Origin of the sequence: Bradyrhizobium tropiciagri (assembly GCF_018130505.1) — a bacterium.
Taxonomy (GTDB): Bacteria; Pseudomonadota; Alphaproteobacteria; order Rhizobiales; family Xanthobacteraceae; genus Bradyrhizobium; species Bradyrhizobium tropiciagri_B.
Genome location: NZ_JAFCKH010000010.1, coordinates 52,589 through 76,150, shown reverse-complemented (window position 1 = coordinate 76,150; position 23,562 = coordinate 52,589). Strand labels below are relative to the sequence as shown.

Sequence of the window (23,562 nt, the reverse complement as noted above, 5' to 3'; positions counted from 1 at the left end):
CCGCATGCAGCGCAGCGGAATGCGGGGACCAGTCGACCCGCGGAGAAGGCGGCCCCGGATTACGCTCCGCTCCATCCGGCTACGAAGCCACTGCCAGTCCCGTCATCCTGAGGTGCGAGCGGAGCGAGCCTCGAAGGATGCACGGCCACCAGCCGGGCCGTCGACCCTTCGAGACGGCCGCTCCGCGGCCTCCTCAGGGTGACGGTTCAGGCAGCAGCGGCTGCGTCGAATCTTACTGCGTCTTCGCCACGCGCGGCGGCGCGGCCGTGGTCACGAACGACGTCGCCTCCAGCATGGCCTGGCCGAGCGGGGTCGGGATCGTCATGCGGAACGGCACAAGGAGGCGCGTGCCGGCGATCGGCACGAAGGCGATCTCGATGCTGCGCTGGGCGGCGAGATATTTGATCACGGGGCGATCGGGGATGTAGCCCGAGATCGGCACGAAATACACCGCGCAGACCAGCGCCGGGCCGTGATAGCCTCGCTCGGCCTTCACCATCTCGACGCGCTTGAAATCCAGCTTGAGGTCGTAGCGCATGCGGCCGTCGAACACGCCGGCGGAGGTGCGGCAGACATCCGGGCTCATCAATTCGGCATTGCCGGGCACGCGGAGCAGCGAGCCGGTCATCGGATCGAACACGCCCTTCTTCTGCGCCTCGGTGACCGGGATGCGGTCGGCATCGACCGGCGGCTCCGGCTCGATCGCCGAGTCCTTGATGGCGCCGCCGGCCAGCACCATGCGGATCGTCTCGGACTTCTTGGCGGTGGTGGTGGTGGCGGAATAGGCGTTGGCGACCGGCGAGCCGTTGACCATGCGCCCCTGCGAGGCGCCCGAGCCGCTGCCGCCGGAGAATGCTTTCAGGAGGCCCGCGGTGCCGCCCTGGGCCGAGGCCGAGAACGCCTCGTCGCCGATCTCGACGGTCCAGGTGCCCTTGCCGACCGGGATACCGGCGAGCGTCGCTTCATACTGGGCGTCAAGCCGCCCCTGCGCGCGCCCCTCTTCGGAGCCGAACAGCAGAAACGCGCCGGCCAGAAGGCCGACCAGCCACCCGAACGGGGGCAAAATGGCAATCGGGGTGGTCACTTACCTGACGGTCCTGCTATCGGCGCGGCGTTCTGTCATGAGGCACATCTATCGGCCCGACAACGCGCGTCCTTATGGAACCGAGCGTTGCAGCCGAATACGCCCTTTATATGGTTGCCATATCCGCCGTTAAGTGGCTGGAACAGCTTATGAACCGGGAATCCGACGCGCGCCATTGGCCTTTAGAACCTTGACGCTTCGGCATTCTGCCCCTATACACCCGCGGTTCCTGGAAAATGGACGCGAATTCAAAACCCCCGCGCGGGCCGTGCGATTGCACGCCTGGCCAAGAGGCGGGGATGGAAAAGGATTTTGTGACATGTCGCGGCGCTGCGAACTGACGGCCAAGGGCCCCCAGACGGGCCACAAGGTGAGCCACTCGAACATCAAGACCAAGCGGCGCTTCCTGCCGAACCTGGCCAACATCACCTTCATCTCCGAAGCGCTCGGCCGCAACGTGCGCCTGCGCGTCTCGACCAATGCGCTGAAGAGTGTCGACCACAATGGCGGCCTCGATGCCTACCTCATGAAGGCCAAGGCCGAAGTGCTCTCGCCGCGCGCCCTCGATCTCAAGCGCGCGATCGAGAAGAAGGTCGGCAAGCCGGCGCCGGTGAAGCAGGCGAGCTAAGGCGAAGGCGGCGGATAGCTGCAAAGAGCTGAGAGAGTTTTGAACGGCCGGGTCGGATGACCCGGCCGTTTTTGTTGTTGGTCGAAAACTTCAGAACTGCACCCTCGCCTCGCCTACTACTTATTCGCAGCTTTACTAGTGCGAGAACTTAGATAAAGACTCTTCCAATGGTTGAATAATTTGGGGGCGAGGGAATAGCTGTGACCGTGCGGAGAGTGAAAAGTATTTCGACTTTTCTTGAGGCGTTGAGAGCGGATCAGGACGGGACTACCACTTGGTTTCGAGGCCACGCCAAAGCGAATTGGCCGCTACTTCCCGGAATCATGAGATCAAAATCAGGCCTTTCCGAAGGCTCCGCGCTGGCTCGCTTTAAGCAGAGCGCGGCCATGCTAACAGAGCGATCTCCAAGCTCGGCCTTCGATTGGACTTTCCTGATGCAACACTACGGTGTGCCAACACGCCTATTGGACTGGAGCGAGAGTCCACTAGTCGCTCTTTTCTTTGCTGTAGATACCTTCCAAGCTCATAGGAATACTGACGCTGCCGTGTGGTGTTTGAAGCCAACTGCTCTCAATAAAAACGCGAACATTTCGAATGCGCTTGAAGCAAATTATATCCCTTCCTTCGAAGCAGAGGAGTTGATGCCGTACGCAACCGACAAGCTTAAGGCCACAAACGTTGAATTGCTCCCGGTTGCAACAATAGCGACGAGAAATAATCCTCGCATTCAGGCTCAGATGGGGACGTTCACGATCCATCACACAAAAAAAGTGCCGGTCGAAGCGGTCGGAGATAAATCCCATGTGATCAAATACATCATCCCGAGCAGCGCACGCGAACCACTCAAGAAAGAATTGCGGTTGCTCGGCCTCAACCAATTCAGCCTGTTCCCGGAATTGGCTAGCGTCGGAGCTATTCTTCGGGAGATGATGCAATGAGCTATATTGAAACTGCTACGATGAAGAACAGCACAATTATGTTCTTGTACTCGGAGCGAGAGGAAATCAATCTTAGCCCATCTTACCAGCGCCAGGGAGGCGTATGGACTCTCGAGAAGCGGCGCCTCCTGATTGATTCGATCTTAAATGACTACGACCTTCCTAAGATTTATTTTCACTCTCTTGATGCTGCAGCCGCCTCTAAGACTGGCAAACGCTATGCCGTGATTGATGGCCGGCAGCGGCTCGAGGCTATTTGGGACTTTCTCGATGGGAAATTCACCCTGGCTTCCGATTTTGAGTATCAACGGGACCCTTCCATCGATTTGACTAAGCTCAGCTATAGCGACATCGCGAAGCGGTATCCTAAAATAAGAGTGAAGTTCGACTCGTTCTTGCTGCCCGTCGTTACTGTCACCACACATGACGACGATCTTGATCTAATTGAAGATATGTTTTCACGGCTGAACGAAGCCGTCCCGCTGAATGCAGCTGAAAAGCGGAACGCGTTCGGTGGGCGCATGGTTGCTACCATCACGGAAGTGTCCAAGCATCAATTCTTCCTGGAAAAAGTGCGCTTCGGAAACGGCCGATACCAGCACAAAGAGGTTGCTGCCCGTTTCTTGCTTGTAGAAGACAGCGTGAGAGAGCACGCAAACCTAGTAGACACCAAGAAGGTCTATCTAGATGCGCTCGCGCATAAATATAGCCGAGATAAGAAGAAGGCAACCGAGCTCAGGCAAAGCGTATGCAGCGTGCTCGATGTGATGTGCGAGGAGTTTGTCGAGAGAGACGAATTGTTGCAAGCCCAGGGCATCATGGTTGTCTACTACCTCCTTTTTAAGGGTGCGATCGAAGCCGGCGAGACACAGAAAATCACGAGGAGAAAACTCCTAAACTTCCGGCAGAAACTCGCCGAGAATCGCGAAACGGCGATCAAACAATATCCGGAGGCATCGTTCGACCTGCTTGAGTTCGACCGGCTAAACCAACAGGGGACAAACGATGCATCGAGCATCAAGGAGCGCTATCGAATTCTATCAACGTCGCTTCGAATCCCTGCTCTACAGTTGAGCGGCCCGACGACCACGGGCGAATAGACGATCTGCACTAGCAGCACGGTCCTTTGGCTTCCCCAAAACGCAGACCGCTGATGCCAGCAAAGGCAAGAGGCACAGCTCGCTCAATGTGCAACCTCTATTCCATCACCACTAACCAGGAAGCGATCCTCCGCCTCTTCCGCGTGGTCAATCGCTACGTCGGCAATCTGGCGCCGATGCCGGGCGTGTTTCCGGATTTCCCGGCGCCGGTGGTGCGCAACGCGGGCAGCGAGCGTGAGATGGTGATGATGCGGTGGGGCATGCCGCCGCCGTCGCGCGGCGGCGGGCCGCCGGTGACCAACATCCGCAACACGTCATCGCCGCACTGGCGCGGCTGGTTGAAGGAGGAGCACCGCTGCCTGGTGCCGCTCAACAGTTTTGCGGAGTACGCGCCGGAGCCGAACCCGGCGACGAAGAAGAAGGACGTGGTGTGGTTCGCGCTGTCGGACGATCGCCCGCTCTGCGCGTTTGCCGGCATCTGGACCGAGACGAAAGCCGATCGCGGCACCAAGTCGAAGCCGATCCCCGGGCCGCATCTCGTCTATGGTTTCCTCACCACGGTGCCGAACGCGATCGTGGAGCCGATCCACGACAAGGCGATGCCGGTGATCCTGACGACCGACGAGGAGCGCGACGTCTGGCTGCGTGCCCCGTGGAGCGAAGCCAAGGCGTTGCAGCGGCCGCTGGATGATGATGCGCTGAAGATCGTAATGCGCGGCGAGGACAAGGAAGACAAGCCGGCGGCGTAATCGCGATTCCTTGTTTGAGCATGATCTTGTCGGAAAACCGCTTCGCACTTTGCGCTAACGCGGCCCTTCGGGTCCGGATCATCCTTACGTCGGCGCCTTCAATCCCCGTGAAGCCACCCACGCGTTGATGCGCGAGGCGGTCTGGGCCTGGCGGGCCATGCGGATGAGGCGGTCGCGGGCGACGCCGGGGGGCATTGCTTCGGCCTCGACGCGCAGGCGGATCGATTCTTCCGCGAGGTGCTGCTGCGGGGATCGACGGGGATTACGAAGGTTGATCTGCATCGCGCTGCTCCATTCCGTGAGGGGGCGGGAGCGCGACCGGCGTTCTCAGTCACCGATAGCTGCCAGAAGGTCCGTGCGGTGATGGCGGAACGGTACGCCTGCCGGCGCGGCAACACTGTCCACTAGTGCACATAGCGGCGGGAAAATTTCGATGCCGTGCCGCGGCATGGCGCCGCGCGGCGATGGGTGAATTCTTCTCCGTGCGCGGGATGACGGAGCAAGACGATCCACCGCATCACGCATGAAGAGATGGATTGCTTCGTCGCTATGCTCCTCGCAATGACGGCAGGTGCGTTGGCAGCAGATGTCACGCACCACATCACACTGCGCGATGCGGCGTGCGGTGAAAGAATGCTTAACGGAACGGAGTTGCTCACGGCATTGCGAGCACATGAGGCGCATGCAAAACGCTGCGGTGTCATCTCGCGCGGTGTGTGCGAACGAGGCGGTCAACCACGCTTGCGATTCGATCGAACGCTCTTTGGAAGCGTTCGAGCGTTGCAAGAAGATCACGGTCGGCACAACTCATTGTGAGGCGCACGCGCCGCACTCTTGGGAAGATGCCGCACCGCACATAGATCAACTCATAAGAACGATCTCGATAAAGGATATCGATAATGCAAGTTCGCGCAGCCGATCCGCGCGGAAGACTGGTGCCTGCGATCGCCGCCGCCGCTGTGGCGGTGCTGGCAACGACGGCGCTGTTTCTCCTCGAATTCCATCCGCCCCGCAACGTGACCGTCGGCGAGACCGGCATGATCACCTCCGCCGCCGCCAGCCGCGCCGGCGCCACCGTGCTGCCGACCGATCCGGTCACGACGGGCAGCATCCGCGTGCGGTAAGAGACTCCCCCTCTCCCCGTTCTTCACGGGGAGAGGGTTGGGGTGAGGGGCTCTCTCCACGAGCGTAGTTCGCGGAGATACCTGTACCCCCTCACCCGGATCGCATTTCGCTACGCTCATGCGATCCGACCTCTCCCCACAGGCGGGGCGAGGTGACGTAAGCGGCAGCATTCCGCGCGACGGCAATCACCACACACACACACTCGAGCAATTTCGCATCCCTGCCCCGGCGTCTCGCCGCAAGCCGCACCCCCACGACGTCGCTAAGCTCGGCCTCCCAACAACAAGAACGCCACAGGGAGGCTCTTACGATGACATGGAAGGCCATCACCGCCGCAGCCGTGCTCGCACTTGCGACGCAGGCGCACGCCGCCGAGAAGAAATACGGCACGGGCGCCAGCGACACCGAGATCAAGCTCGGACAGACCTCGCCGTTCTCCGGCGCGGCGTCGGCCTACAGCGTGATCGCGAAGACGCAGGCCGCCTATTTCAAGATGATCAACGACCAGGGCGGCGTGAACGGGCGCAAGATCAACCTCATCACGCTCGACGACGGCTACTCGCCGCCGAAGACGGTGGAGCAGACCCGCAAGCTGGTCGAGCAGGAGGAAGTTGCCGCGATCCTCAATCCGCTGGGCACGCCGACCGGCCTTGCCGTGCGCAAATATCTCAACGACAAGAAAGTGCCGCAGCTGTTCGTCGGCGCCGGCGCCACGCTGTGGGGCGACTATCAACATTATCCGTGGTCGATCGGCTTCCAGCCGTCGTACCAGGCCGAGACCGCAGTCTATGCGAAGTATGTGCTGACGCAGAAGCCGGACGCCAAGATCGCGCTGTTCTACCAGAACGATGACGCCGGCAAGGATTACGGCAACGGCTTCAAGAAGGGGCTGGGGCCGGAGAACACCGCGAAGATGGTGGTGGCGGAAGCGACCTATGAATCGACCGATCCGACCGTCGACAGCCAGATCGTGAAGCTGAAATCATCTGGCGCCAACGTGCTGTTCATGCACGCGATCCCGAAACAGGCGGCGCAGGCGATCAAGAAGATCGGCGAGATCGGCTGGAAGCCGGACCTGTTCTTCCTCGCGGCGACCTCGACCTCGGTCTCCTCGGTGCTGAAGCCCGCCGGCTTCGAGCACTCGAAGGACATCATCTCGTCCTATTCGCTGAAGGATCCGAACGATCCGCAGTGGAAGGCGGACCCGGACGTCATCGCCTGGCAGGACTTCATGAAGAAGTATTTTCCCGACGGCAACCAGCAGGACCAGCTGATCGTCTACGGCTACGTGGTGGCGGAGGCGACGGTGCAGGTGCTCAAGCAGTGCGGCGACGACCTCACCCATGAGAACATCATGAAGCAGGCGGCGAACCTCGACATCGCGTTGCCGATGTTCCTGCCCGGCATCAAGCTGAAGACCTCGCCGACCGACTATTTCCCGGTCGAGGCAATGCGGCTGCAGAAATTCGATGGCGAGACCTGGAAGCTGTTCGGCGACACGATCGGGAATGATTGAGAGTTGTTGAGCGCTGAACTACCAACATCGTCGTCCCGGCCTAGTGCGCAATTGCGCACGGGGGCCGGGACCCATTACCCCAGGATGTGGAGATGGCACGAGCTGGGGCCACAGCGTCGCGCGACAACTGCACCCTGTGGTTATGGGTCCCGGCCTTCGCCGGGACGACGGTGTGGCTATATCCCCCTCACCAGCAACGCCTTGAAATCGGCCCGCGCGCGCTGCGCTTCGGCACGCGCGGTCTCGGAGGCATCGCCGAGGCCGAAATAGCCGTGAATCAGGCCCTCGCCGGTGTGATACGTCACCGGCACGCCGGCCGCCTCCAGCGCCTTCGCGTAGGCATGGCCCTCGTCGCGCAGCGGATCGAACCAGGCGGTGGTGACCACCGCCGGCGCGACGCCGGCGAGAGACGTCGCGCGCAGCGGCGAGACGCGCCAGTCGGCGCCGTCGGCCTTGTCGGCGAGATAATGGCCGCAGAACCACTCCATCGTCGCGCGCGTCAGGAAGTAGCCCTCGGCATTCTCCGCGCGCGACGGGAATTTCGCATTCTCCGCCGCATCGGCGAAATTGCCGACGACGTCGGTGACGGGATAGACCAGGAGCTGGGCGGCAAGCTTGATCCCGGCGTCACGGCAGGCCAGCGCAGTGACGGCGGCGAGATTGCCGCCCGCGGAATCGCCGGCGACGCCGATGCGCGCGAGGTCGCCGCCGAACTCGCCGATCCGGCTGGTGACGTCGCGGATCGCCGCGAACGCGTCCTCGAACGCGCCGGGAAAGCGCGTCTCCGGCGGGCGGCGGTAATCGACCGAGATCACGACGGCGCCGGTCTCGATCACGAGGTTGCGCGCCTGGCGATCATGGGTTTCGAGATCGCCGGCGACCCAGCCGCCGCCATGGAAGAAGATCACCGTCGGCGCCTTGCCGCTACCGTTGCGATAGAGCCGCGCGGGACGCTTTCCGGCACCGCCGTTCACCTCGATATTGCTGACATGGTCGACTGGCGGCGGCGGCACCGCGGCGCGCGCATCGGCGAGCGCGCGCAACGAATCGCGCGCGCTCTGCGGCGTCATGGTGGTGGGATCGCGCAGCGGCAGCAGCGGGATGATTTGTGCGACGACAGGATCGAGGGGAAGCGGCATGAGGGTGCTTTCTTTCGGGAGCAGTTGCCAGCCATCTGACAACATGCTCCCGGAAAGCACAACCCGTCCGTCATGCGACGTGCTGCTGCGGCTCCGCGTCGGCCTCGTCCGCAGGTTCAGCCTGCGGCGCGGCCGCCGATTGCTCGGCGAGTTCCTTGGCCAGCACGGTGGCGCCGACATAGTCGGTCTTGCCGGTGCCGAGCAGCGGCACCTTGTCGACGACACGGATGTCGGCGGGCACCGAAAGCTCGGAGGCGCCGATGCTCTTGGCCTGGCGCTGCATGGCGGCGCGGTCGGCATCCTTCTGCGTCGTGAGCAGCACGACGCGCTCGCCCTTGCGCTGGTCGGGCAGCGTCACCGCGACCGACATCGCCTGCGGCCACAACGCTGATGCCATCGCCTCCACCGCCGACAGCGACACCATTTCGCCGGCGATCTTGGCGAAGCGCTTGGCGCGGCCCTTGATGGCGATGAAGCCCTGCGCGTCGACCGTGACGATGTCGCCGGTGTCGTGCCAGCCCTCGGGGAGCGGCTCCAGCACGCCGGGATTTTCCGCGCGGAGGTAGCCGAGCATCACGTTCGGGCCCTTCACCGACAGGCGGCCGCCCTCGGCGATGCCGGGGACCGGATCGAGGCGGTATTCCATCAGCGGCGAGATGCGGCCGACGGTGCCCTGGCGGTTGGCCATCGGCGTGTTCATCGCCAGCACCGGCGCGGTCTCGGTGACGCCATAGCCTTCGAGGATGCGGATGCCGTAGCGCTCCATGTAGACCTGCCGGGTGCGCTCCTTGACCGCTTCCGCGCCGGCGATCACGAGCCGCAGCGTGCGGAAGTCATAGGCATGCGCCGAGCGGGCGTAGCCGGTGAGGAAGGTGTCGGTGCCGAACAGGATGGTGGCGCCGGTCTGGTAGATCAGCTCGGGCACGATCCGGTAATGCAGCGGCGACGGATACATGAAGATCGGGATGCCGCCGAGGATCGGCATCATCATGCCGCCCGTCAGACCGAACGAGTGGAACACCGGCAGTACGTTGAACACCTTGTCGCGCGCATTGGCGTCGACCCGCGCCAGCGCCTGCGCGGCGTTGGCGAGGATGTTGCGGTGGGACAGCACGACGCCCTTCGGCGTGCCCTCCGAGCCCGAGGTGAACAGCACCACCGCGGGATCGTTCGCCTTGCGGGCGACGCGCGGCGCGATGCCGGCGCGGAAGCCGGCGATCTTGTCGCCGAGCTTGATGCTTTCGCGAACGTCCTCGAGATAGACCACGCGGGCGTGGTCGGAGATCGCGGCGACCAGTCGCTCGAGCTTGCCCTTCTCGATGAAGGCCTTCGAGGTCAGCACGGTCTTCACCTGCGCCGCCTTCATCGCGGCCACCACGTTGACCGGACCGGCCGAGAAATTGAGCATCGCCGGCACGCGGCCGATGGTCTGCAGCGCCATGAACACGACGGCGACGCCGGCCGAGTTCGGCAGCAGCACGCCGACATATTCGCCGACTGAAGTCCCCTGCTCGAGCTTGCGGCTCAACACCTGGGCGCCGAGGATCAGCTTGCGATAGGTCAGCTTGGTGCCGAGTGCGTCCTCGATGATCGGCTTGCCGGTGTCGCGGTCGCGATAGGCGTGGCCGAGACCCTCGAACAGCGTCTGGTCGAGCATTCCGTTCTTGACCATGGCGTCGATCATGACGTCCTGCAGCGCGGCGCCGGCGGCGTTGCGGCGCGCCTTGCCGCGCAGCGCCTGGTCGACCGGCAGCTTCACCGGCGGCAGAATGGTGATCGTCACCTTGGGGAACCAGGAGCGCTTGATCTCGCCATTGGTGAGATAGCTGAGATGCGAGCGCTGCGCGCCCTCGATGCGGACCGGCACGACCACCGCATCGGCCTTGTCGGCGATCATCGCGGTGCCGTCATAGACCTTCATCAGCGAGCCCGAGAGCGTGATGCGGCCTTCCGGGAAGATCACGACCGGCTCACCGGCGGCGACCAGCTTGATCAGGTCGCGCGCCGCCAGCGGCTTCGACGGGTCCATCGTGTAGTGCTTGATCATCTTCAGGAACGGCTTGGCCCACCACGCCTTGGAGATGCCGGTGTCGACCGCGAAGCTCGCATCGATCGGCAGCGTGGCATGCAGCAGCGGACCGTCGACCAGGCTGACGTGGTTGGGCGCGATCAGCATGCGGGTGCCGACGGGCGGCAGGTTCTCCATGCCGCGGACCTCGACGCGGAACAGTGCGCGGAACAGCAGCGCGCCGAAATCGCGCACGCCCTCCTTGCCCCACTTGCTCAGCACGAACCACACCGTGCCGAAGCTCGCGATCGCGAGGCCGAAGAAGATCCAGGCGATCGCAAGTCCGGCGGACTGCAGGCCCGCAACAAGCAGCGCGCCGGCGACCATGAAGCCCGCCTGCAGGATGTTGCCGGCGGCGATGATGCGGGCGCGCTCGGACGGCGCAGTCCAGGCCTGCACGGCGGCAAAGGACGGCACCACGAACAGGCCGCCGCCGAAGGCGAACAGGAAGAAATCGAACAGCATGCGGAAGCCGCCGAACGAGGTCGCGAACGCCGCCGCGCTGACGTCCTTGCCGAGCGAGGTGTGGCCGATCGCCCAGGCGAGATCGAGCCCGACCACGCCCATCACGATGGCGCCGATCGGCACCAGCGCGAGATTGGGACGGACATGGCTGAGCTGGGCGGCAAACAGCGAGCCGGCCGCGATGCCGATCGCGAACACGGCGAGGCACAGCGTCACGACGCCTTCGGTGCCGCCGACGCCTTCCTTGATCAGCGCGGGCAGCAGCGACAGCACGATCGCGCCGACCATCCAGAACCATGACACGATCACCATGCCGTCCCACAGCCGCGGCTCGGCATAGAGCGACTTCAGCAGCCGAACGGTCGAGGTCCACGGATTCTTGGTGATCGGCAGATCCGGTGCCGACGGCTGCGTCACCGGGATGCGCGACGCGAACGCCCAGGACAGCACCGACAGGCCGATCACGGCGGCGCAGATCCAGCCCATGTGGCTGGCGCCGGCGACGAACAGGCCGCCGGCGATGGTGCCGATCAGGATCGCCATGAAGGTCGCGCCCTCGACCAGCGCGTTGCCGGTGGCGAGCTCGGACACCGAGAGCTGGTCCGGCAGCACGGCGTATTTCACCGGGCCGAACAGCGCGGCGACCGTGCCGAACAGCGCCAGCGCGACGAACAGCAGCGGGATCGAATGCAGGAAGAAGCCGGCGGCGGCGAAGGCCGCGGCAAAGATCTCGAAGAACTTCAGGCGCCGCGCGACCACCGACTTGACGTATTTGTCGGCGAGCTCGCCGCCGAGCGCCGACAGCACGAAGAACGGGAAGATGAACACCGCGCCCGCGACGGTCACCAGCATCGGGCCCTTCTCGTTGGCGACGCCATAGAGCAGCATGATCACCAGTGCGTTCTTCAGCACGTTGTCGTTCAGGGCCGAGCAGAACTGCGCCCAGAACAGCGGCGCGAAGCGGCGGGACGACATCAATTCCTTGATCATGACCGTTTCCTTGGGTGCGCGCACACGGCGCTAAGGGATCTGCGAGCGGGCGCGTCCGGAGATCGCGAGGGATATGAGATGAATGAGATGCCGCAGCCTTTAGTCTTTTTCGTCACGTATCGGTTCGAACCGGCGCAAATCAGCCGCACCGGGGCGCCGCGAGATTGCCCGGCAGAGATGTATGAGACCTTATCCAGGCCCGGGACCGGCTGACGCGGCGTTCGACAAAGGCGGGACATGGTGAGTGCTTTGTTGAGGATTCGACGACAATTCCCGGGTGGTCCGCCCGGCCCTCAGGTCAGTTCGCTGAGGCCGCCGAACGGCGACATCAGGCAGTTGCGCTGGTTGCAGCGGCCGCCGCCGGATGCCGCGGGGCGCGAGGCGCGCCGGGTGGCGCGCCGCTGCTCCAGCACGCCGGCGACGTCGCTGGCGCGGGCGATCCGCTCGATCGGGGCGGTCGCGAGCTCGACGATCGAGCGGGCAAGGCCCTTCACGAGGTCGATCGCGTAGTCAAAGAAGGTGGTGGTCGGCTGAAGTGCTAGGGTCTGCATGTGAATGGCCTCCTAAGCCAGTTTGAGCAACGCTCAAGTTAGTAGCTCGAAAATGAACAATGTTCAAGATGAATCGCGACGCGACCGAAAAAAGATTGCGCGGCGGGTCCTGCTGATCGAGATCGGGCGTCGCTTAATCGCGACTAAGGGACTGAGATCGTTGAAGGTTCGCGATGTCGCCGAGGCCGCCGAATGTTCCATCGGCAGCGTCTATAACGAGTTCGGCGACTTCGACGGGCTGATCCTGACGGTGAACCGGGAGACGGTTCAGGCGCTCACCGCCCGGCTGCGGGCCGTTCCGGCCGACGACCCGGTCCGCCAGCTGCACGGCCTTGCCGATGCCTATCTCGGCTTCGCCACCGAGCGCGCCAATCTGCTGCGCTCGCTGTTCGAGCACCGGATGGAGGACGACCGGCCGTTTCCGGAAGACATCCTCGCCATGGTGATGGAGGCGTTCGCGCTGATGCATGCGCCGCTGGTGCGGCTGTTGCCCGACCGCGACGCGAGCGATGTCGCGCTGCTGTCGCGGATGATGTTCTCCGCGGTGCACGGCATCATCTCGCTTGGCCTCGAGGAGCGCATGGTCGCGGTACCGCCGGAGCGGCTGCGCGAGCGGCTTGCGCAATTCATCGACACGCATCTGGCGGGCCTCGGCGTGCCGCGCGGCTAATGGTCAGGCGCGGCTGCGCGCGATGGTGCCGGCGACGATCTGCATGGCGACGCCGAGCACCCAGCCCGACATGATCGCCGCGGTCCAGCTGAAGTCCGGCTCGGTGCGCAGCACGATGACGCCGACCGAGAAGAATGCGACCAGCGTCGCCAGGAAGGTGCCGATCGCGCTGAGCAGCTCGGCCGCGTCGATCTTGCGGGTCGAGGCGGAGTCCTTCGGGTGGAACAGCTTCGGCGGCGTATCGATGCCGAGATAGAAGCCGATCGCACCGCCCAGCATCATGATCAGCAGGAAGGCCTGCGAGGTCAGCGCCGCGACGCTCGAGCCGACATGGATGGCCACGAACAGGCCGCTTGCGGCGCCTGCCATGGAAAGGCCGACGCGCTCCAGGACATGGGCAAATTTTCTGACGCGAGCCCGCATCGTGCGCCCTCATCGATCTGCCGCACCGATCCGCCCCCCAAAGCGAAGGCTAGGCCGTTTTGCCGGGTCTTTAAAGCAGGATCGGCTCACATGAGCGCGACTTCGGCGCGCAGCCGCACAGCTGCAAATGTGTGAACCAACCGATAGTCCTGGTTGTACGCCACCTGCCATACTTCTCCTGCTGGAGATTGCGGCATGAGCGGCACCAATCGCGCCACGCGCCGTTCATGCTGGTCCGCTACGTCTCCCACCCGATTGGAGCATCACCCATGATTTCCAGGATCCAGGCGTTTCCGACCACCGACGGCATCTTCGTGGTCTGGGACGTACCGGCGATGATTCCGGATTGCCTCGGCTTTGCGCTCTACCGCCAGCCGAAGGGCAAGAGTGCGAAGGTGGTCGATACCTGGGTCGGCTTCGAGGACCAGGCCGAGGGCCACACCGACGGCGAGCATCGGCCGAGCACCGAATGGCCGGTGCAGAAGACCAGCTGGACCGACTTCCTCGCACCGGTCGACGCGCCGGTGCGCTACGGCGTGGTTGCCGTGCTCAAGGATGGAGCCACCAAGGTGAAGCCGGCCGCCGGCGCGCCCTCGGAATGGACCGATTACGTCTCCGCGATGCCTTCGGGCCCGCTGAAACCGTGGTTCAACCGCGGCACCATCTCGGCGCAATGGCTGGCACGCGCAATCGGCGGCGACCCCAAGCCGGCGCAGACCCTGGACAAGGCGATCTCCACCAAGGGCAACAAGATCCGCGACTTCCTCACGGGGCAGCTCGGCGCACGGCTGCTCGCGCTGCTGGCCGAGGCCAAAGCGAGCAAGCATGACGTCTATCTCGCGCTCTACGAGCTCAACGATCCCGAACTGATCGCGGCACTGAAGGCGCTGAAAGGCAAGGCGCATGTCGTGCTCGGCAACAGCACCGGAAAATCCGACGCCACCGCGGAGGACACCGAGACCAATGCCGGCGTGCTGAAGCAGGCGGGCGTCGACATCGTCCGCCGCAAGATCGCGCCGAGCCGCTATGCGCACAACAAGTTCGCGGTGTTCTGCGACGGCGCCCAGAAGCCGAAGGTAGTGTGGACCGGCAGCACCAACTGGACCCGCACCGGGCTCTGCACCCAGAACAACAACGGGCTCGAGATCACCGACGACAATATCGCCGCGGCATTTCACGAGCATTGGACGATGATCCACGCCGATGGCGACACATCGCCGAAGGCGCTGGCCGTGGCCGGCGACAAGGAATGGCCGTTCAGCATCGGCCAATCCAAGGTCAGCATCTGGTTCACGCCGACTACCAAAAGCGGCGATCTTGCCGAAGCGACCAAGCTGATCGAGGACGCCGAGCATGGCGCGGTGTGCCTGATGCTCAATCCCGGCAACAACGGCCTGCTCGGTCCATTCCTGCAGAAAGCGCAGGACAAGAATCTCTATGTGCGCGGCGTGCTGAACAATTTTCCGGCGCAGGGCAAGGACAGCCCGAAGGATCAGCTGCAGCTTTTGACCAGCGACGGGCAGCAGCAGGTGTTCACGGGCAAGCAGATCGTCGACGTGATCCGGCCCGCGGGGATCGACAAGACCGCGGACTGGTGGCAGCGCGAGATCAAGAACACCGGCAAGTTCATGATCGCCGTGCACAGCAAGGTGATCGTGCTGGATCCTGCGGGCAAGAACCCGGTGGTGATGACCGGCTCGCACAATTTCAGCGACCGCGCCAGCACCAAGAACGACGACAATCTCGTCATCATCCGCGGCGATTCACAGCTGGCGCTGACCTATGCCGCTCGCATCGTCAGCATCTACGGCCAGTACCGCTGGCAGGCCTGGCGCAACACGACGGAAGGCCAAGAGGACAAGGGCCTCAAGCGCAACGACGACTGGCTGAGCAAGCGCATCGGCAAGGGCTGGGCCAAGACCGAGACGCAGTTCTGGCTCGGTACGACGTGAGCGCCGGACCATCCACGGTGTCGTCCCGGCGAAAGCCGGGACCCATAACCACCGAAGGTCATTGCTGCGCAACGCTTGGGCCACAGCTCGTTTCGATAACCTGACCCTGTGGTTATGGGTCCCGGCTTTCGCCGGGACGACGCGTGGAGAGATGTTGCCAATCCCCGGCTCGCTCCGCTCGCGCCTCAGGATGACGGTTAAAGAAAAGCGCGGGGACAAGCATGAATTGCCGCCCCGCGTTCTCCCTCACTTACGCCGCGCGTCCGGCCGAGGCGTCGAGATGCTTCAGCTTCGGCAGCACTTCCTGCTTCAGGAGCCGCAGCGAATTGTGCCAGGCCTCGGGCTTGTGCTTGTAGTCGAAGCCGAACACCAAGAGCACGCCGAAGCCGCCGACCTCGCGGTAGATCTTTTCGATCTTCTCGACGACGGTTGCGGGCGAGCCGACGATCCAGTTGTGGCGCGCGCAATATTCGACGGTGACGTCGCTGTCCGGCACGTCGGGCGTTGCCTTCAGATAGTCCTTGAAGCCGAAATGGCCGAGCAGCGGCAGGAAGTATTCCCCCATCATCCGGCCCATCATGTCGCCGGTCGAGAGCCTCCAGGCTTCCTCGTCGGTATCGGCGACGAACACCTCGCGCACCATCCGCCAATCCTTGCGGCTCGGCGTACGGCCGGTCTTCGCGGCTCCGGCTTCGACGGAATCCCAATGGCTGCCGACATAGGCCGGGTTGAGGTTGAGGCTCATCGGGATGAAGCCGCGCTCGCCGGCGAGCTTCAGCGTGTCGGAGTTCTTCGACAGTCCCGCGACGCCGATCGGCGGATGCGGGCCCTGTAGCGGCTTGAGGTGGGGTTTGAGGAAATCGAACATGGTGTCCGGCTTGGTCACCGTCCAGAACTTGCCCTTGTGGGTCCACGGCGCCGGCTCCGTCCACATCTTCAGGATGATCTCGAGCGCCTCGCGGGTCATGTCGCGGTTCTGACCGCTCATGCCGTCGACATTGAACATCGCCCAGTCGCTCGGCAGGCCCGAGGCGGCGACGCCGAAGTTCAAGCGCCCGTTCGAGAGGTGATCGAGCACCGCGACGCGGTTGGCCAGTTCGGCGGGGTGATGATACGGCAGCAGGAAGCCGCCGGGCCCGATGCGCAGATTTTTGGTCTGCAGCAGCGCCTGCGCGATCAACAGGTCGGGCGACGGATGCGGCTCCCACGGCGCGGTGTGGTGCTCGCCGATCCAGGCTTCCTGATAGCCGAGCTCATCCAGCCAGCGCAGCACCTGCAGGTCCCAATCGTGGCCCTCTTTCAATCCGCACTCCGGCGGATGCGACGGCATCGCGAAGTATCCGAGTTCCATGGGTTTCCTCTCACCTTGTTCGATGCGTGTCTTGCGCACGCGATCGAACAGTAGCTGCGTTGGTCGCGGCGGAACAATGGCTTTCCGCGCGACCCGCCCCGGACAATGCTGCGTAGCCCGGATGGAGCGAAGCGCAATCCGGGACAGTGCATCCGTGGAGATCGCGGCCCCGGATTTCGCTGCGCTCCATCCGGGCTACAAGCAGCCGGTCGTGGTTCAGCGCGCCCCGAACGTGGTCTTGCCGAACAGCGCCTTCTGCGTCGACGGCTGCGAGCGCCAGTATTGCGGCGGCGCGGCCACCTCGCCGCCGAGTTCGGCGGCGGCGTGCCAGCCCCAGCGCGGGTCGTAGAGCATGCCGCGGGCCAGCGCGACCATGTCGGCCTTGCCGGACGAGACGATTTCTTCCGCCTGCTTCGCCTCTGTAATCAGACCGACCGCCATCGTGGTGACGCCGGTCGCCTCCCTCACTGCCTGCGCCGCCGGCACCTGATAGCCAGGCCCGAGCGGAATCTTCTGCAGAGGCGAGACGCCGCCCGAGGAGACATCCATCCAGTCGACGCCGCGCTTCTTCAGCTCCTTGGCGAATTCGACGGTCTGCGCGAGATCCCAGGCGCCCTCGACCCAGTCGGTCGCCGACACCCGCATGCCGATCGGTTTGCGATCCGGGAATACGGCGCGCACTGCGTCGAACACCTCCAGCGGAAAGCGCATCCGGTTTTCGAGCGACCCGCCATAGCGGTCGGTCCGCTTGTTGGCGATCGGCGACAGGAACTGGTGCAACAGGTAGCCGTGCGCGCCGTGCAGCTCGATCGCGTCGATGCCGAGCCGGTCGGCGCGCTTCGCCGCCGCGACAAACGCCTCAAGGATGCGCTTCAGGCCCGCATCATCGAGCGCCGTCGGCGCGGCCTCGCCGTCCTTGTGCGGCACGGCCGACGGCGCCACGGTCTGCCAGCCGCCTTCCGCAATCGGGATCAGCTGGCCGCCGTCCCAGGGACGGTTGCTCGAGGCCTTGCGGCCGGCATGGGCGAGCTGCATCGCCACCGCCGCGTTGGAATGCTTGCGCACCGAGGCCAGGATCGGCTTGAGCGCGGCCTCGTTGGCGTCGTTGTAGAGGCCGAGGCAGCCCGGCGTGATCCGTCCGATATCCTCGACATGGGTGGCCTCGATGCAGAACATCGCCGCGCCCGACAGCGCCAGCATGTTGATGTGGGTGAAGTGCCAGTCGGTGGCCGAGCCGCCATCGGCCGAATACTGGCACATCGGCGAGACCATGATGCGGTTTGGCAGTTTCAGGCCACGCAGTTCGATCGGAGAAAACAGGGTGCTCATACGGGGAAATATCCGGACCGGAGGAAAGGGGCCCGGTTAAGATAGAGCCGGCGCGCGCGATCACCAACCGTCGGCGTCGCTGAACGGGCCCGGGCGCAGATCAGCAATGCGGTAACGGTGGCCCACCGCCAGCACGCAATCGGCCTCGGCCGAGAATTCCACCAGAAACCGGCCGCCGTCATGCCGCTCGGCGATGCGAGCAAAGCGGCCGAGCCGGCGGGCGAAGCCGGCATCCGCAGTCATCAGCAGCATGCGCTCGCGCAGCACGAAGCGCTTCGCCGACCGCCATTCGACCGAAGGGATGCTGCGGCGGATATCGTCGCCATTGCCGAGATCGCGCCCGGTCACGTCCCTGAACAGGCTCGAGCCTGCGATGAGGTGCGGACGATCCTTGTCGATGCTGTAGAGATTGAGTTGCAGCTCATGCCGGTCGCGGCGGAACCAGACCGCGACGTGGCGTGAATCCGGCGACCATTCGGCATGATAGGCATTGGCCTTGGTATCGAGATTGTTGTCGTCGCCGATCGCGTCGAGCATCGCGATCCTGCGATGCGCGGGCTCGGCCATCAGCCAGACATGGAAATTGCCGCCGCCGCTATCGGCATGCGCCGCGAGCGAGATCTTGGTGTCCCGCGAAAGCCCGCCGTCGATGATGACGTATTCATCCGCGCCATAGTCATACTCGGCCGTCGCGCCCGCCGGGCTGGCGGCGCAGGCGACGAAGGCGGCAACGAGGATGGAGATGGCATGACGGAGCTGCATGGCCGTTGGTCGAGCCGGCCGAACATTCGGTTCGAATGCGCTGGCAGGCCGGCTTACTCCACCAGCGTGAACTGCAGCAGCAGATTGCGCTGGATCAGGGAGAAATTGTCGTCGGAGATCAGCGTCAGCACGGTCTCGCCTTCCGGCGTCACGGTAGCGTCGATGCCTTCCATGTTGTCGATCTCGTTGCCGAGGTCGGCCTTGAAGATCACGGGGCCATCGACCAGCGCGCCGGGTGCGATCTGCGCCAGCGGAATGCGCCGGATACGAATGCCGACGCCGCCTAACCAGGAGAACTTCCGCTCCAGGATCAGGACATCGCCCGACGGCAGCAACACGGCATCGCTGATGTCGAAATTCTCGGTGCGGTGCACGCCGAACTGGCCCGGCGTCTTGCCGCCAACCAGAAACGCAATCAGATTGCCGGTCGGATCGAGCCCGCGCTCGGAGAACGCGATCAGCGTGCCGGCAAGCGGAAACGGCTTTGGCACGAAGACCAGCGCCTCGAGGCCCTTGTTCGAGGGCAGCTTGCGCGCCGCCGGCGGCAACGGCACCACCTCGCCGCGCGAGCGGGTGAAGCCTTTGGCAAAATCGTAGCGCAGCAGCTGGTTGACGCGTTCGAGCCCGACATAGACCAGCGAACCGTCGAGCGCGATCGATTCCGAATCGTACCAGCCGCGGGTCGCGGTGATCGGCCTGCCGTCGGCGGCGAGCAGCGGAGCGGCCTCGACATCGGCAAGCCCGACCATGATCCGGCCGTCATAGACGATACGGCCGGTGAACCAGGTGCCCTGGTCGCTGACCGCGATGAAGCGCTCGCCCTTGACATCGAGCCGCAGCCCCGACAGGCCCCCGAAGCCGGGGAACGGCGACGTCAGGATCAGGCCGCTGCGATATTCCAGTGAACCGAACCGCGTTCGTGCGCGATCGCGGATGTCGAACGACGGCAACGGCCGCGCCTTGACTTCGACCGCGACCGGCTCGTTGACGCGATAGGGGTTGGACTTGGCGGCCGATCGCGGCGGCGGATCGACCGCGCTCTGCGCCTGCGCCAGATCGCCATCAACAAGAGACGGCAGTGCGGCGGCCGACAGCCCCGCCGCCATACCCTGAAGGAAACGGCGGCGGCTAGGATGTCGGACCATGTCTCACGAGTGGAGGCGGCGCCGGGTGCCCGCTGCAGGCGCCGCGCCGTGGGTCTCGCTGAACAGTTCCGCGAGCTTTTCGGTGATGGCGCCGCCGAGTTCTTCGGCGTCCACGATGGTGACGGCGCGGCGATAATAGCGCGTCACGTCATGGCCGATGCCGATCGCGATCAGCTCGACCGGCGAGCGGGTCTCGATCTCATCGATGATGTGGCGCAGGTGCCGCTCGAGATAATTGCCGGGATTGACCGACAGCGTGGAGTCGTCGACGGGCGCGCCGTCCGAGATCATCATCAGGATGCGGCGCTGCTCGGGACGCGCCAGCAAGCGCTTGTGCGCCCAGTCCAGCGCCTCGCCGTCGATGTTCTCCTTCAGGAGACCCTCGCGCATCATCAGGCCGAGATTCTTCCGTGCACGCCGCCACGGCGCGTCGGCCGACTTGTAGATGATGTGGCGCAGGTCGTTGAGACGGCCCGGATTGGCCGGCTTGCCGGCGGCGAGCCACGCCTCGCGCGACTGCCCGCCCTTCCAGGCGCGGGTGGTGAAGCCGAGGATCTCGACCTTGACGCCGCAACGCTCCAGCGTGCGCGCCAGGATGTCGGCGCAGGTGGCGGCGACCGTGATCGGGCGGCCGCGCATCGAGCCGGAGTTGTCGAGCAGCAGCGTCACCACGGTGTCGCGGAAGGTCGCCTCCTTCTCATGCATGAAGGACAGCGGGTGATAGGGATCGGTGACCACGCGCGACAGCCGCGCCGGATCGAGGATGCCCTCTTCCAGATCGAACTCCCAGGCGCGATTCTGCTGCGCCATCAGCCGGCGCTGCAGGCGGTTGGCGAGCCGCGCCACGATGCCCTGCAGATGCGCGAGCTGCTTGTCGAGATAGGAACGCAGCCGCTCCAGCTCGTCATGGTCGCAGAGATCCTCGGCCGCGATCACCTCGTCGAACTTCGGCGCGAAGGCGTGATATTCCGGACCGCGCGGCTCGTTCTGTCCGCGCGAATTCGGCCGCGTCGCCTCGCCCGGCGTCTCGTCGTCGCCGAGCTCGCCGTCGTCGAAAGTGTCTGACGTGGAGGCCTGCGCGCTCTCCATCGCGCTTTCGCTCATTTCGTCCGCGGTCTGCTGCGCCTGATCGGCACTCATCTCCTGCGCGGCGTCGGAATCGGGCGAGCCCTCGGCACCGGACTGATCGCTCTCGCCGTCCTGGTTCTCGTCCTGATCCTCGTCATCGTCGGAATCCATGTCGCGCTCGTCGCCGAGGTCGAGCGCCGACAGCAGATCATGGACGAGGTCGCCGAACTTGGCCTGGTCCTCGGTGAAGCGGCTCAACTTGTCGAGCCGCGTGCCGATCTTGTCCTCCAGCAGCGGGCGCCAGAGATCGACCATCTTCTTGGCGGCCGCCGGCGGCGCCATGCCGGTGAGGCGCTCGCGCACCAGCATCGCCAGCGCGTCAGAGAGCGGTGCGTCGGCGCGGTCGGTGATCTCGTCATACTTGCCGCGGTGGAAATGATCGTCGAGCATCGCGGTGAGGTTCTTCGCCACCCCCGCCATGCGCCGCGAGCCGATCGCCTCGACCCGCGCCTGCTCGACCGCCTCGAACACGCCGCGCGCCTGCGGATTGCCCGGCATCAGCTTGCGATGCACCTTGGGATCGTGACAGGCGATCTTCAGCGCGATCGAATCGGCGTGGCCGCGCACGATCGCTGCATCGCGCTTGGTCATCTTGCGCGCCGGCTCCGGCAGCCGCGCCTTGCCGGGCGCAAGCCCCGGTCGCTCGGCGGCGAAGCTGACCTCGAGCTCGGGCTTCTTGGCGATTGCCTTCAGGCACGCACTGACCGAGCGCTTGAACGGCTCGGTCGGCGCTTCCTTCGAACCCGGACGAAACTTGATGTTGGAGGTTGTCATAGCGATTTCGTAAACCAATGGCGCGTAACGCCGCCGGGATACCCCTCAATCGAACCGAACTCTTTATACCCGTTGGCGCGGTAGAAGCCCGGCGCCTGGAAGCTCATCGTATCCAGATAGGAACGCGTCGCTCCGAAGCGCCGCGCCTCGTCCTCGATCGCCTTGATCAGCTTCGCACCGAAACCCTTCTTGCGAAACTTCTGCTCCAGCCAGAACAACTGAATGAACAACACCGCGGTCCAGACTTCGCCGACGATGCCGCCGACAATCTCGTCGCCTTGTCGCAAGGAGATGGCGAAGCGCTTGTACTTCTGCTTCCCCATCTTCTCGTTGTTGTAGCGGAGCAATCCGCCGAGCACCGCTTTTTTCGTCTGTGTGACTGTGCGCTCGACGGAGATTTTCGGCATGGACTAGCTGAGCGCCACGTTGACCGAGGATTCCGGCAGCTCGACGTTGAAGCAGCGCTGGTAGAACTCGGCGACCAGCGGCCGCTCCAGCTCGTCGCACTTGTTGAGGAAGGTGACGCGGAAGGCGAACCCGATGTCGTTGAAGATGTCGGCATTCTCGGCCCAGGTGATCACCGTGCGCGGGCTCATCACCGTCGACAGGTCGCCATTGGCGAAGGCGTTGCGGGTCAGATCGGCAAGCCGCACCATCTTGTTGACGATGTCCTTGCCTTCCGACGTCCGGTAGTGCTTCGCCTTGGCCAGCACGATCTCCACTTCCTCGTCATGGGCGAGGTAGTTCAGCGTGGTGACGATCGACCAGCGGTCCATCTGGCCCTGGTTGATCTGCTGGGTGCCGTGATAGAGGCCCGAGGTATCGCCGAGGCCGACCGTGTTGGCGGTCGAGAACAGTCGGAACGCCGGATGCGGCTTGATCACCTTGTTCTGGTCCAGCAGCGTCAGGCGGCCGGAGACTTCCAGCACGCGCTGGATCACGAACATCACATCCGGGCGGCCGGCGTCGTATTCGTCGAACACCAGCGCGATGTTGTGCTGCAGCGCCCAGGGCAGGATGCCGTCGCGGAATTCGGTGACCTGCTTGCCTTCCTTGACCACGATCGCATCCTTGCCGACGAGGTCGATACGGCTGATGTGGCTGTCGAGGTTGACGCGCACACAGGGCCAGTTGAGGCGGGCCGCGACCTGCTCGATATGGGTCGACTTGCCGGTGCCGTGATAGCCGGTGACCATCACGCGGCGGTTCTTGGCGAAGCCGGCGAGGATCGCAAGCGTGGTGGCGCGGTCGAAGCGATAGTCGCTGTCGACCTCCGGCACGTGCGGATCGACTTCGGAATAGGCCGGAACTTCCAGGTCGCTATCGATCCCGAAGACCTGCCGAACCGACACCTTCATGTCGGGCAAACCGACGGGTTGTTGCTCTTTGGTCTGGACGGCGGTCGTCATTCATCCTCCGAGGTCCCGGGCATTCCCGAAACCAGATTAATCGTTTGGCTGCGGATTGGGTGCTTCGCACAAGCCTAGCAGAGAGCATCAGCCGGCAGAAGCCCGCGGGGAAATCAAAGTTCCGTTGTTGTATCATAAAGATAGTGGCGGAAAGCCGTTTTTGGAAGGCTGCCCTGCAAATCACGCCGTACTTTTACCGCAGGGCAAGGGACCGCCCGGCCGGGCACTTTTCGGCTGCACCGGGGTTTGTTAGCTCTCAGCACCAC

At 64.2% G+C, this 23,562-nt stretch carries 22 protein-coding genes; 8 read left to right on the top strand and 14 right to left on the bottom strand.

Annotated features, from left to right (window positions below; genetic code table 11):
* Nucleotides 1-232: 232 nt before the first annotated feature.
* Nucleotides 233-1,063 (bottom strand): DUF3108 domain-containing protein, encoded by an 831-nt coding sequence (locus JQ633_RS24640; RefSeq protein WP_211987938.1) that lies wholly within the window; start codon nucleotides 1,061-1,063, stop codon nucleotides 233-235.
* Nucleotides 1,064-1,403: 340 nt separating this feature from the next.
* Between JQ633_RS24640 and rpmB the strand changes: the two genes are divergently transcribed.
* From rpmB to JQ633_RS24620, 4 genes are all read left to right on the top strand, one after another.
* Nucleotides 1,404-1,712: a 50S ribosomal protein L28 gene (gene rpmB / locus JQ633_RS24635; RefSeq protein WP_211987686.1), complete on the top strand. Its 309-nt coding sequence runs from the start codon at nucleotides 1,404-1,406 to the stop codon at nucleotides 1,710-1,712.
* A 215-nt stretch (nucleotides 1,713-1,927) separates the two neighbouring features.
* Nucleotides 1,928-2,650, top strand: coding sequence for an FRG domain-containing protein (locus JQ633_RS24630; RefSeq protein ID WP_211987685.1), 723 nt, complete (start codon nucleotides 1,928-1,930; stop codon nucleotides 2,648-2,650).
* Nucleotides 2,647-3,750 (top strand): DUF262 domain-containing protein, encoded by a 1,104-nt coding sequence (locus JQ633_RS24625; protein ID WP_211987684.1) that lies wholly within the window; start codon nucleotides 2,647-2,649, stop codon nucleotides 3,748-3,750. The genes JQ633_RS24630 and JQ633_RS24625 overlap by 4 nt, the downstream gene beginning before the upstream one ends.
* Nucleotides 3,751-3,836: 86 nt before the next feature.
* Entirely contained in the window at nucleotides 3,837-4,499 is a 663-nt protein-coding gene (locus JQ633_RS24620; protein WP_211987683.1) for an SOS response-associated peptidase, read from the top strand.
* Nucleotides 4,500-4,583: 84 nt separating this feature from the next.
* Here the strand turns inward: JQ633_RS24620 and JQ633_RS24615 are convergent, their stop codons facing one another.
* Nucleotides 4,584-4,781, bottom strand: a complete 198-nt coding sequence (locus JQ633_RS24615) for a hypothetical protein (RefSeq protein WP_211987682.1) — start codon at nucleotides 4,779-4,781, stop codon at nucleotides 4,584-4,586.
* Between the two features lie 45 nt (nucleotides 4,782-4,826).
* Nucleotides 4,827-5,294 carry a hypothetical protein gene (locus JQ633_RS24610; RefSeq protein WP_211987681.1) on the bottom strand — a complete coding sequence of 156 codons (468 nt, stop codon included), beginning with the start codon at nucleotides 5,292-5,294 and terminating at the stop codon, nucleotides 4,827-4,829.
* 104 nt (nucleotides 5,295-5,398) lie between these two features.
* Here JQ633_RS24610 and JQ633_RS24605 point away from each other — a divergent pair, with 104 nt between their 5' ends.
* Nucleotides 5,399-5,623: a hypothetical protein gene (locus JQ633_RS24605; protein WP_211987680.1), complete on the top strand. Its 225-nt coding sequence runs from the start codon at nucleotides 5,399-5,401 to the stop codon at nucleotides 5,621-5,623.
* 311 nt (nucleotides 5,624-5,934) lie between these two features.
* Nucleotides 5,935-7,140, top strand: a complete 1,206-nt coding sequence (locus JQ633_RS24600) for an ABC transporter substrate-binding protein (RefSeq protein ID WP_211987679.1) — start codon at nucleotides 5,935-5,937, stop codon at nucleotides 7,138-7,140.
* A 176-nt stretch (nucleotides 7,141-7,316) separates the two neighbouring features.
* Here JQ633_RS24600 and JQ633_RS24595 read toward each other — a convergent pair whose 3' ends face one another.
* From JQ633_RS24595 to JQ633_RS24585, 3 genes are all read right to left on the bottom strand, one after another.
* Nucleotides 7,317-8,279 carry an alpha/beta hydrolase gene (locus JQ633_RS24595; RefSeq protein ID WP_211987678.1) on the bottom strand — a complete coding sequence of 321 codons (963 nt, stop codon included), beginning with the start codon at nucleotides 8,277-8,279 and terminating at the stop codon, nucleotides 7,317-7,319.
* 70 nt (nucleotides 8,280-8,349) lie between these two features.
* Nucleotides 8,350-11,802 (bottom strand): acyl-[ACP]--phospholipid O-acyltransferase, encoded by a 3,453-nt coding sequence (locus JQ633_RS24590; RefSeq protein ID WP_211987677.1) that lies wholly within the window; start codon nucleotides 11,800-11,802, stop codon nucleotides 8,350-8,352.
* Nucleotides 11,803-12,095: 293 nt separating this feature from the next.
* Nucleotides 12,096-12,353: a hypothetical protein gene (locus tag JQ633_RS24585; RefSeq protein WP_211987676.1), complete on the bottom strand. Its 258-nt coding sequence runs from the start codon at nucleotides 12,351-12,353 to the stop codon at nucleotides 12,096-12,098.
* A gap of 52 nt (nucleotides 12,354-12,405) precedes the next feature.
* On the opposite strand from JQ633_RS24585, the gene JQ633_RS24580 reads away from it, so the two are divergent.
* Nucleotides 12,406-13,023, top strand: a complete 618-nt coding sequence (locus JQ633_RS24580; RefSeq protein ID WP_211987675.1) for a TetR/AcrR family transcriptional regulator — start codon at nucleotides 12,406-12,408, stop codon at nucleotides 13,021-13,023.
* Between the two features lie 3 nt (nucleotides 13,024-13,026).
* On the opposite strand, the gene JQ633_RS24575 is transcribed toward JQ633_RS24580, so the two are convergent.
* Nucleotides 13,027-13,446 carry a hypothetical protein gene (locus JQ633_RS24575; RefSeq protein WP_211987674.1) on the bottom strand — a complete coding sequence of 140 codons (420 nt, stop codon included), beginning with the start codon at nucleotides 13,444-13,446 and terminating at the stop codon, nucleotides 13,027-13,029.
* 269 nt (nucleotides 13,447-13,715) lie between these two features.
* Between JQ633_RS24575 and JQ633_RS24570 the strand changes: the two genes are divergently transcribed.
* A complete protein-coding gene (locus tag JQ633_RS24570; protein ID WP_211987673.1) occupies nucleotides 13,716-15,398 on the top strand; it encodes a phospholipase D-like domain-containing protein in 1,683 nt (560 codons plus the stop codon).
* Nucleotides 15,399-15,648: 250 nt separating this feature from the next.
* On the opposite strand, the gene JQ633_RS24565 is transcribed toward JQ633_RS24570, so the two are convergent.
* From JQ633_RS24565 to cobS, 7 genes are all read right to left on the bottom strand, one after another.
* Complete coding sequence (locus JQ633_RS24565) at nucleotides 15,649-16,749, bottom strand: LLM class flavin-dependent oxidoreductase (protein WP_211987672.1); 1,101 nt, start codon at nucleotides 16,747-16,749, stop codon at nucleotides 15,649-15,651.
* A 216-nt stretch (nucleotides 16,750-16,965) separates the two neighbouring features.
* Nucleotides 16,966-18,078, bottom strand: coding sequence for an NADH:flavin oxidoreductase/NADH oxidase (locus JQ633_RS24560; RefSeq protein ID WP_211987671.1), 1,113 nt, complete (start codon nucleotides 18,076-18,078; stop codon nucleotides 16,966-16,968).
* Between the two features lie 60 nt (nucleotides 18,079-18,138).
* Nucleotides 18,139-18,840: a hypothetical protein gene (locus tag JQ633_RS24555; protein WP_211987670.1), complete on the bottom strand. Its 702-nt coding sequence runs from the start codon at nucleotides 18,838-18,840 to the stop codon at nucleotides 18,139-18,141.
* Nucleotides 18,841-18,893: 53 nt separating this feature from the next.
* Nucleotides 18,894-19,985 (bottom strand): esterase-like activity of phytase family protein, encoded by a 1,092-nt coding sequence (locus JQ633_RS24550; RefSeq protein WP_249159621.1) that lies wholly within the window; start codon nucleotides 19,983-19,985, stop codon nucleotides 18,894-18,896.
* 3 nt (nucleotides 19,986-19,988) lie between these two features.
* Nucleotides 19,989-21,887 carry a cobaltochelatase subunit CobT gene (gene cobT / locus JQ633_RS24545; RefSeq protein ID WP_211987669.1) on the bottom strand — a complete coding sequence of 633 codons (1,899 nt, stop codon included), beginning with the start codon at nucleotides 21,885-21,887 and terminating at the stop codon, nucleotides 19,989-19,991.
* Complete coding sequence (locus JQ633_RS24540; protein ID WP_211987668.1) at nucleotides 21,884-22,294, bottom strand: GNAT family N-acetyltransferase; 411 nt, start codon at nucleotides 22,292-22,294, stop codon at nucleotides 21,884-21,886. The genes cobT and JQ633_RS24540 overlap by 4 nt, the downstream gene beginning before the upstream one ends.
* A 3-nt stretch (nucleotides 22,295-22,297) precedes the next feature.
* A complete protein-coding gene (gene cobS, locus JQ633_RS24535) occupies nucleotides 22,298-23,296 on the bottom strand; it encodes a cobaltochelatase subunit CobS (RefSeq protein WP_211987667.1) in 999 nt (332 codons plus the stop codon).
* Nucleotides 23,297-23,562 lie beyond the last annotated feature (266 nt).

Bases quoted from the DNA above. Each gene is read 5' to 3' on its own strand.
- JQ633_RS24615 (WP_211987682.1), bottom strand. From the start codon at position 4,781: ATGCAGATCAACCTTCGTAATCCCCGTCGATCCCCGCAGCAGCACCTC.
- JQ633_RS24600 (WP_211987679.1), top strand. From the start codon at position 5,935: ATGACATGGAAGGCCATCACCGCCGCAGCCGTGCTCGCACTTGCGACG.
- cobS (WP_211987667.1), bottom strand. From the start codon at position 23,296: ATGACGACCGCCGTCCAGACCAAAGAGCAACAACCCGTCGGTTTGCCC.
- JQ633_RS24580 (WP_211987675.1), top strand. From the start codon at position 12,406: ATGAACAATGTTCAAGATGAATCGCGACGCGACCGAAAAAAGATTGCG.
- JQ633_RS24550 (WP_249159621.1), bottom strand. From the start codon at position 19,985: ATGGTCCGACATCCTAGCCGCCGCCGTTTCCTTCAGGGTATGGCGGCG.
- JQ633_RS24595 (WP_211987678.1), bottom strand. From the start codon at position 8,279: ATGCCGCTTCCCCTCGATCCTGTCGTCGCACAAATCATCCCGCTGCTG.
- JQ633_RS24555 (WP_211987670.1), bottom strand. From the start codon at position 18,840: ATGCAGCTCCGTCATGCCATCTCCATCCTCGTTGCCGCCTTCGTCGCC.
- JQ633_RS24540 (WP_211987668.1), bottom strand. From the start codon at position 22,294: ATGCCGAAAATCTCCGTCGAGCGCACAGTCACACAGACGAAAAAAGCG.
- JQ633_RS24625 (WP_211987684.1), top strand. From the start codon at position 2,647: ATGAGCTATATTGAAACTGCTACGATGAAGAACAGCACAATTATGTTC.
- rpmB (WP_211987686.1), top strand. From the start codon at position 1,404: ATGTCGCGGCGCTGCGAACTGACGGCCAAGGGCCCCCAGACGGGCCAC.
- JQ633_RS24565 (WP_211987672.1), bottom strand. From the start codon at position 16,749: ATGGAACTCGGATACTTCGCGATGCCGTCGCATCCGCCGGAGTGCGGA.
- JQ633_RS24560 (WP_211987671.1), bottom strand. From the start codon at position 18,078: ATGAGCACCCTGTTTTCTCCGATCGAACTGCGTGGCCTGAAACTGCCA.
- cobT (WP_211987669.1), bottom strand. From the start codon at position 21,887: ATGACAACCTCCAACATCAAGTTTCGTCCGGGTTCGAAGGAAGCGCCG.
- JQ633_RS24570 (WP_211987673.1), top strand. From the start codon at position 13,716: ATGATTTCCAGGATCCAGGCGTTTCCGACCACCGACGGCATCTTCGTG.
- JQ633_RS24605 (WP_211987680.1), top strand. From the start codon at position 5,399: ATGCAAGTTCGCGCAGCCGATCCGCGCGGAAGACTGGTGCCTGCGATC.
- JQ633_RS24590 (WP_211987677.1), bottom strand. From the start codon at position 11,802: ATGATCAAGGAATTGATGTCGTCCCGCCGCTTCGCGCCGCTGTTCTGG.
- JQ633_RS24620 (WP_211987683.1), top strand. From the start codon at position 3,837: ATGTGCAACCTCTATTCCATCACCACTAACCAGGAAGCGATCCTCCGC.
- JQ633_RS24585 (WP_211987676.1), bottom strand. From the start codon at position 12,353: ATGCAGACCCTAGCACTTCAGCCGACCACCACCTTCTTTGACTACGCG.
- JQ633_RS24575 (WP_211987674.1), bottom strand. From the start codon at position 13,446: ATGCGGGCTCGCGTCAGAAAATTTGCCCATGTCCTGGAGCGCGTCGGC.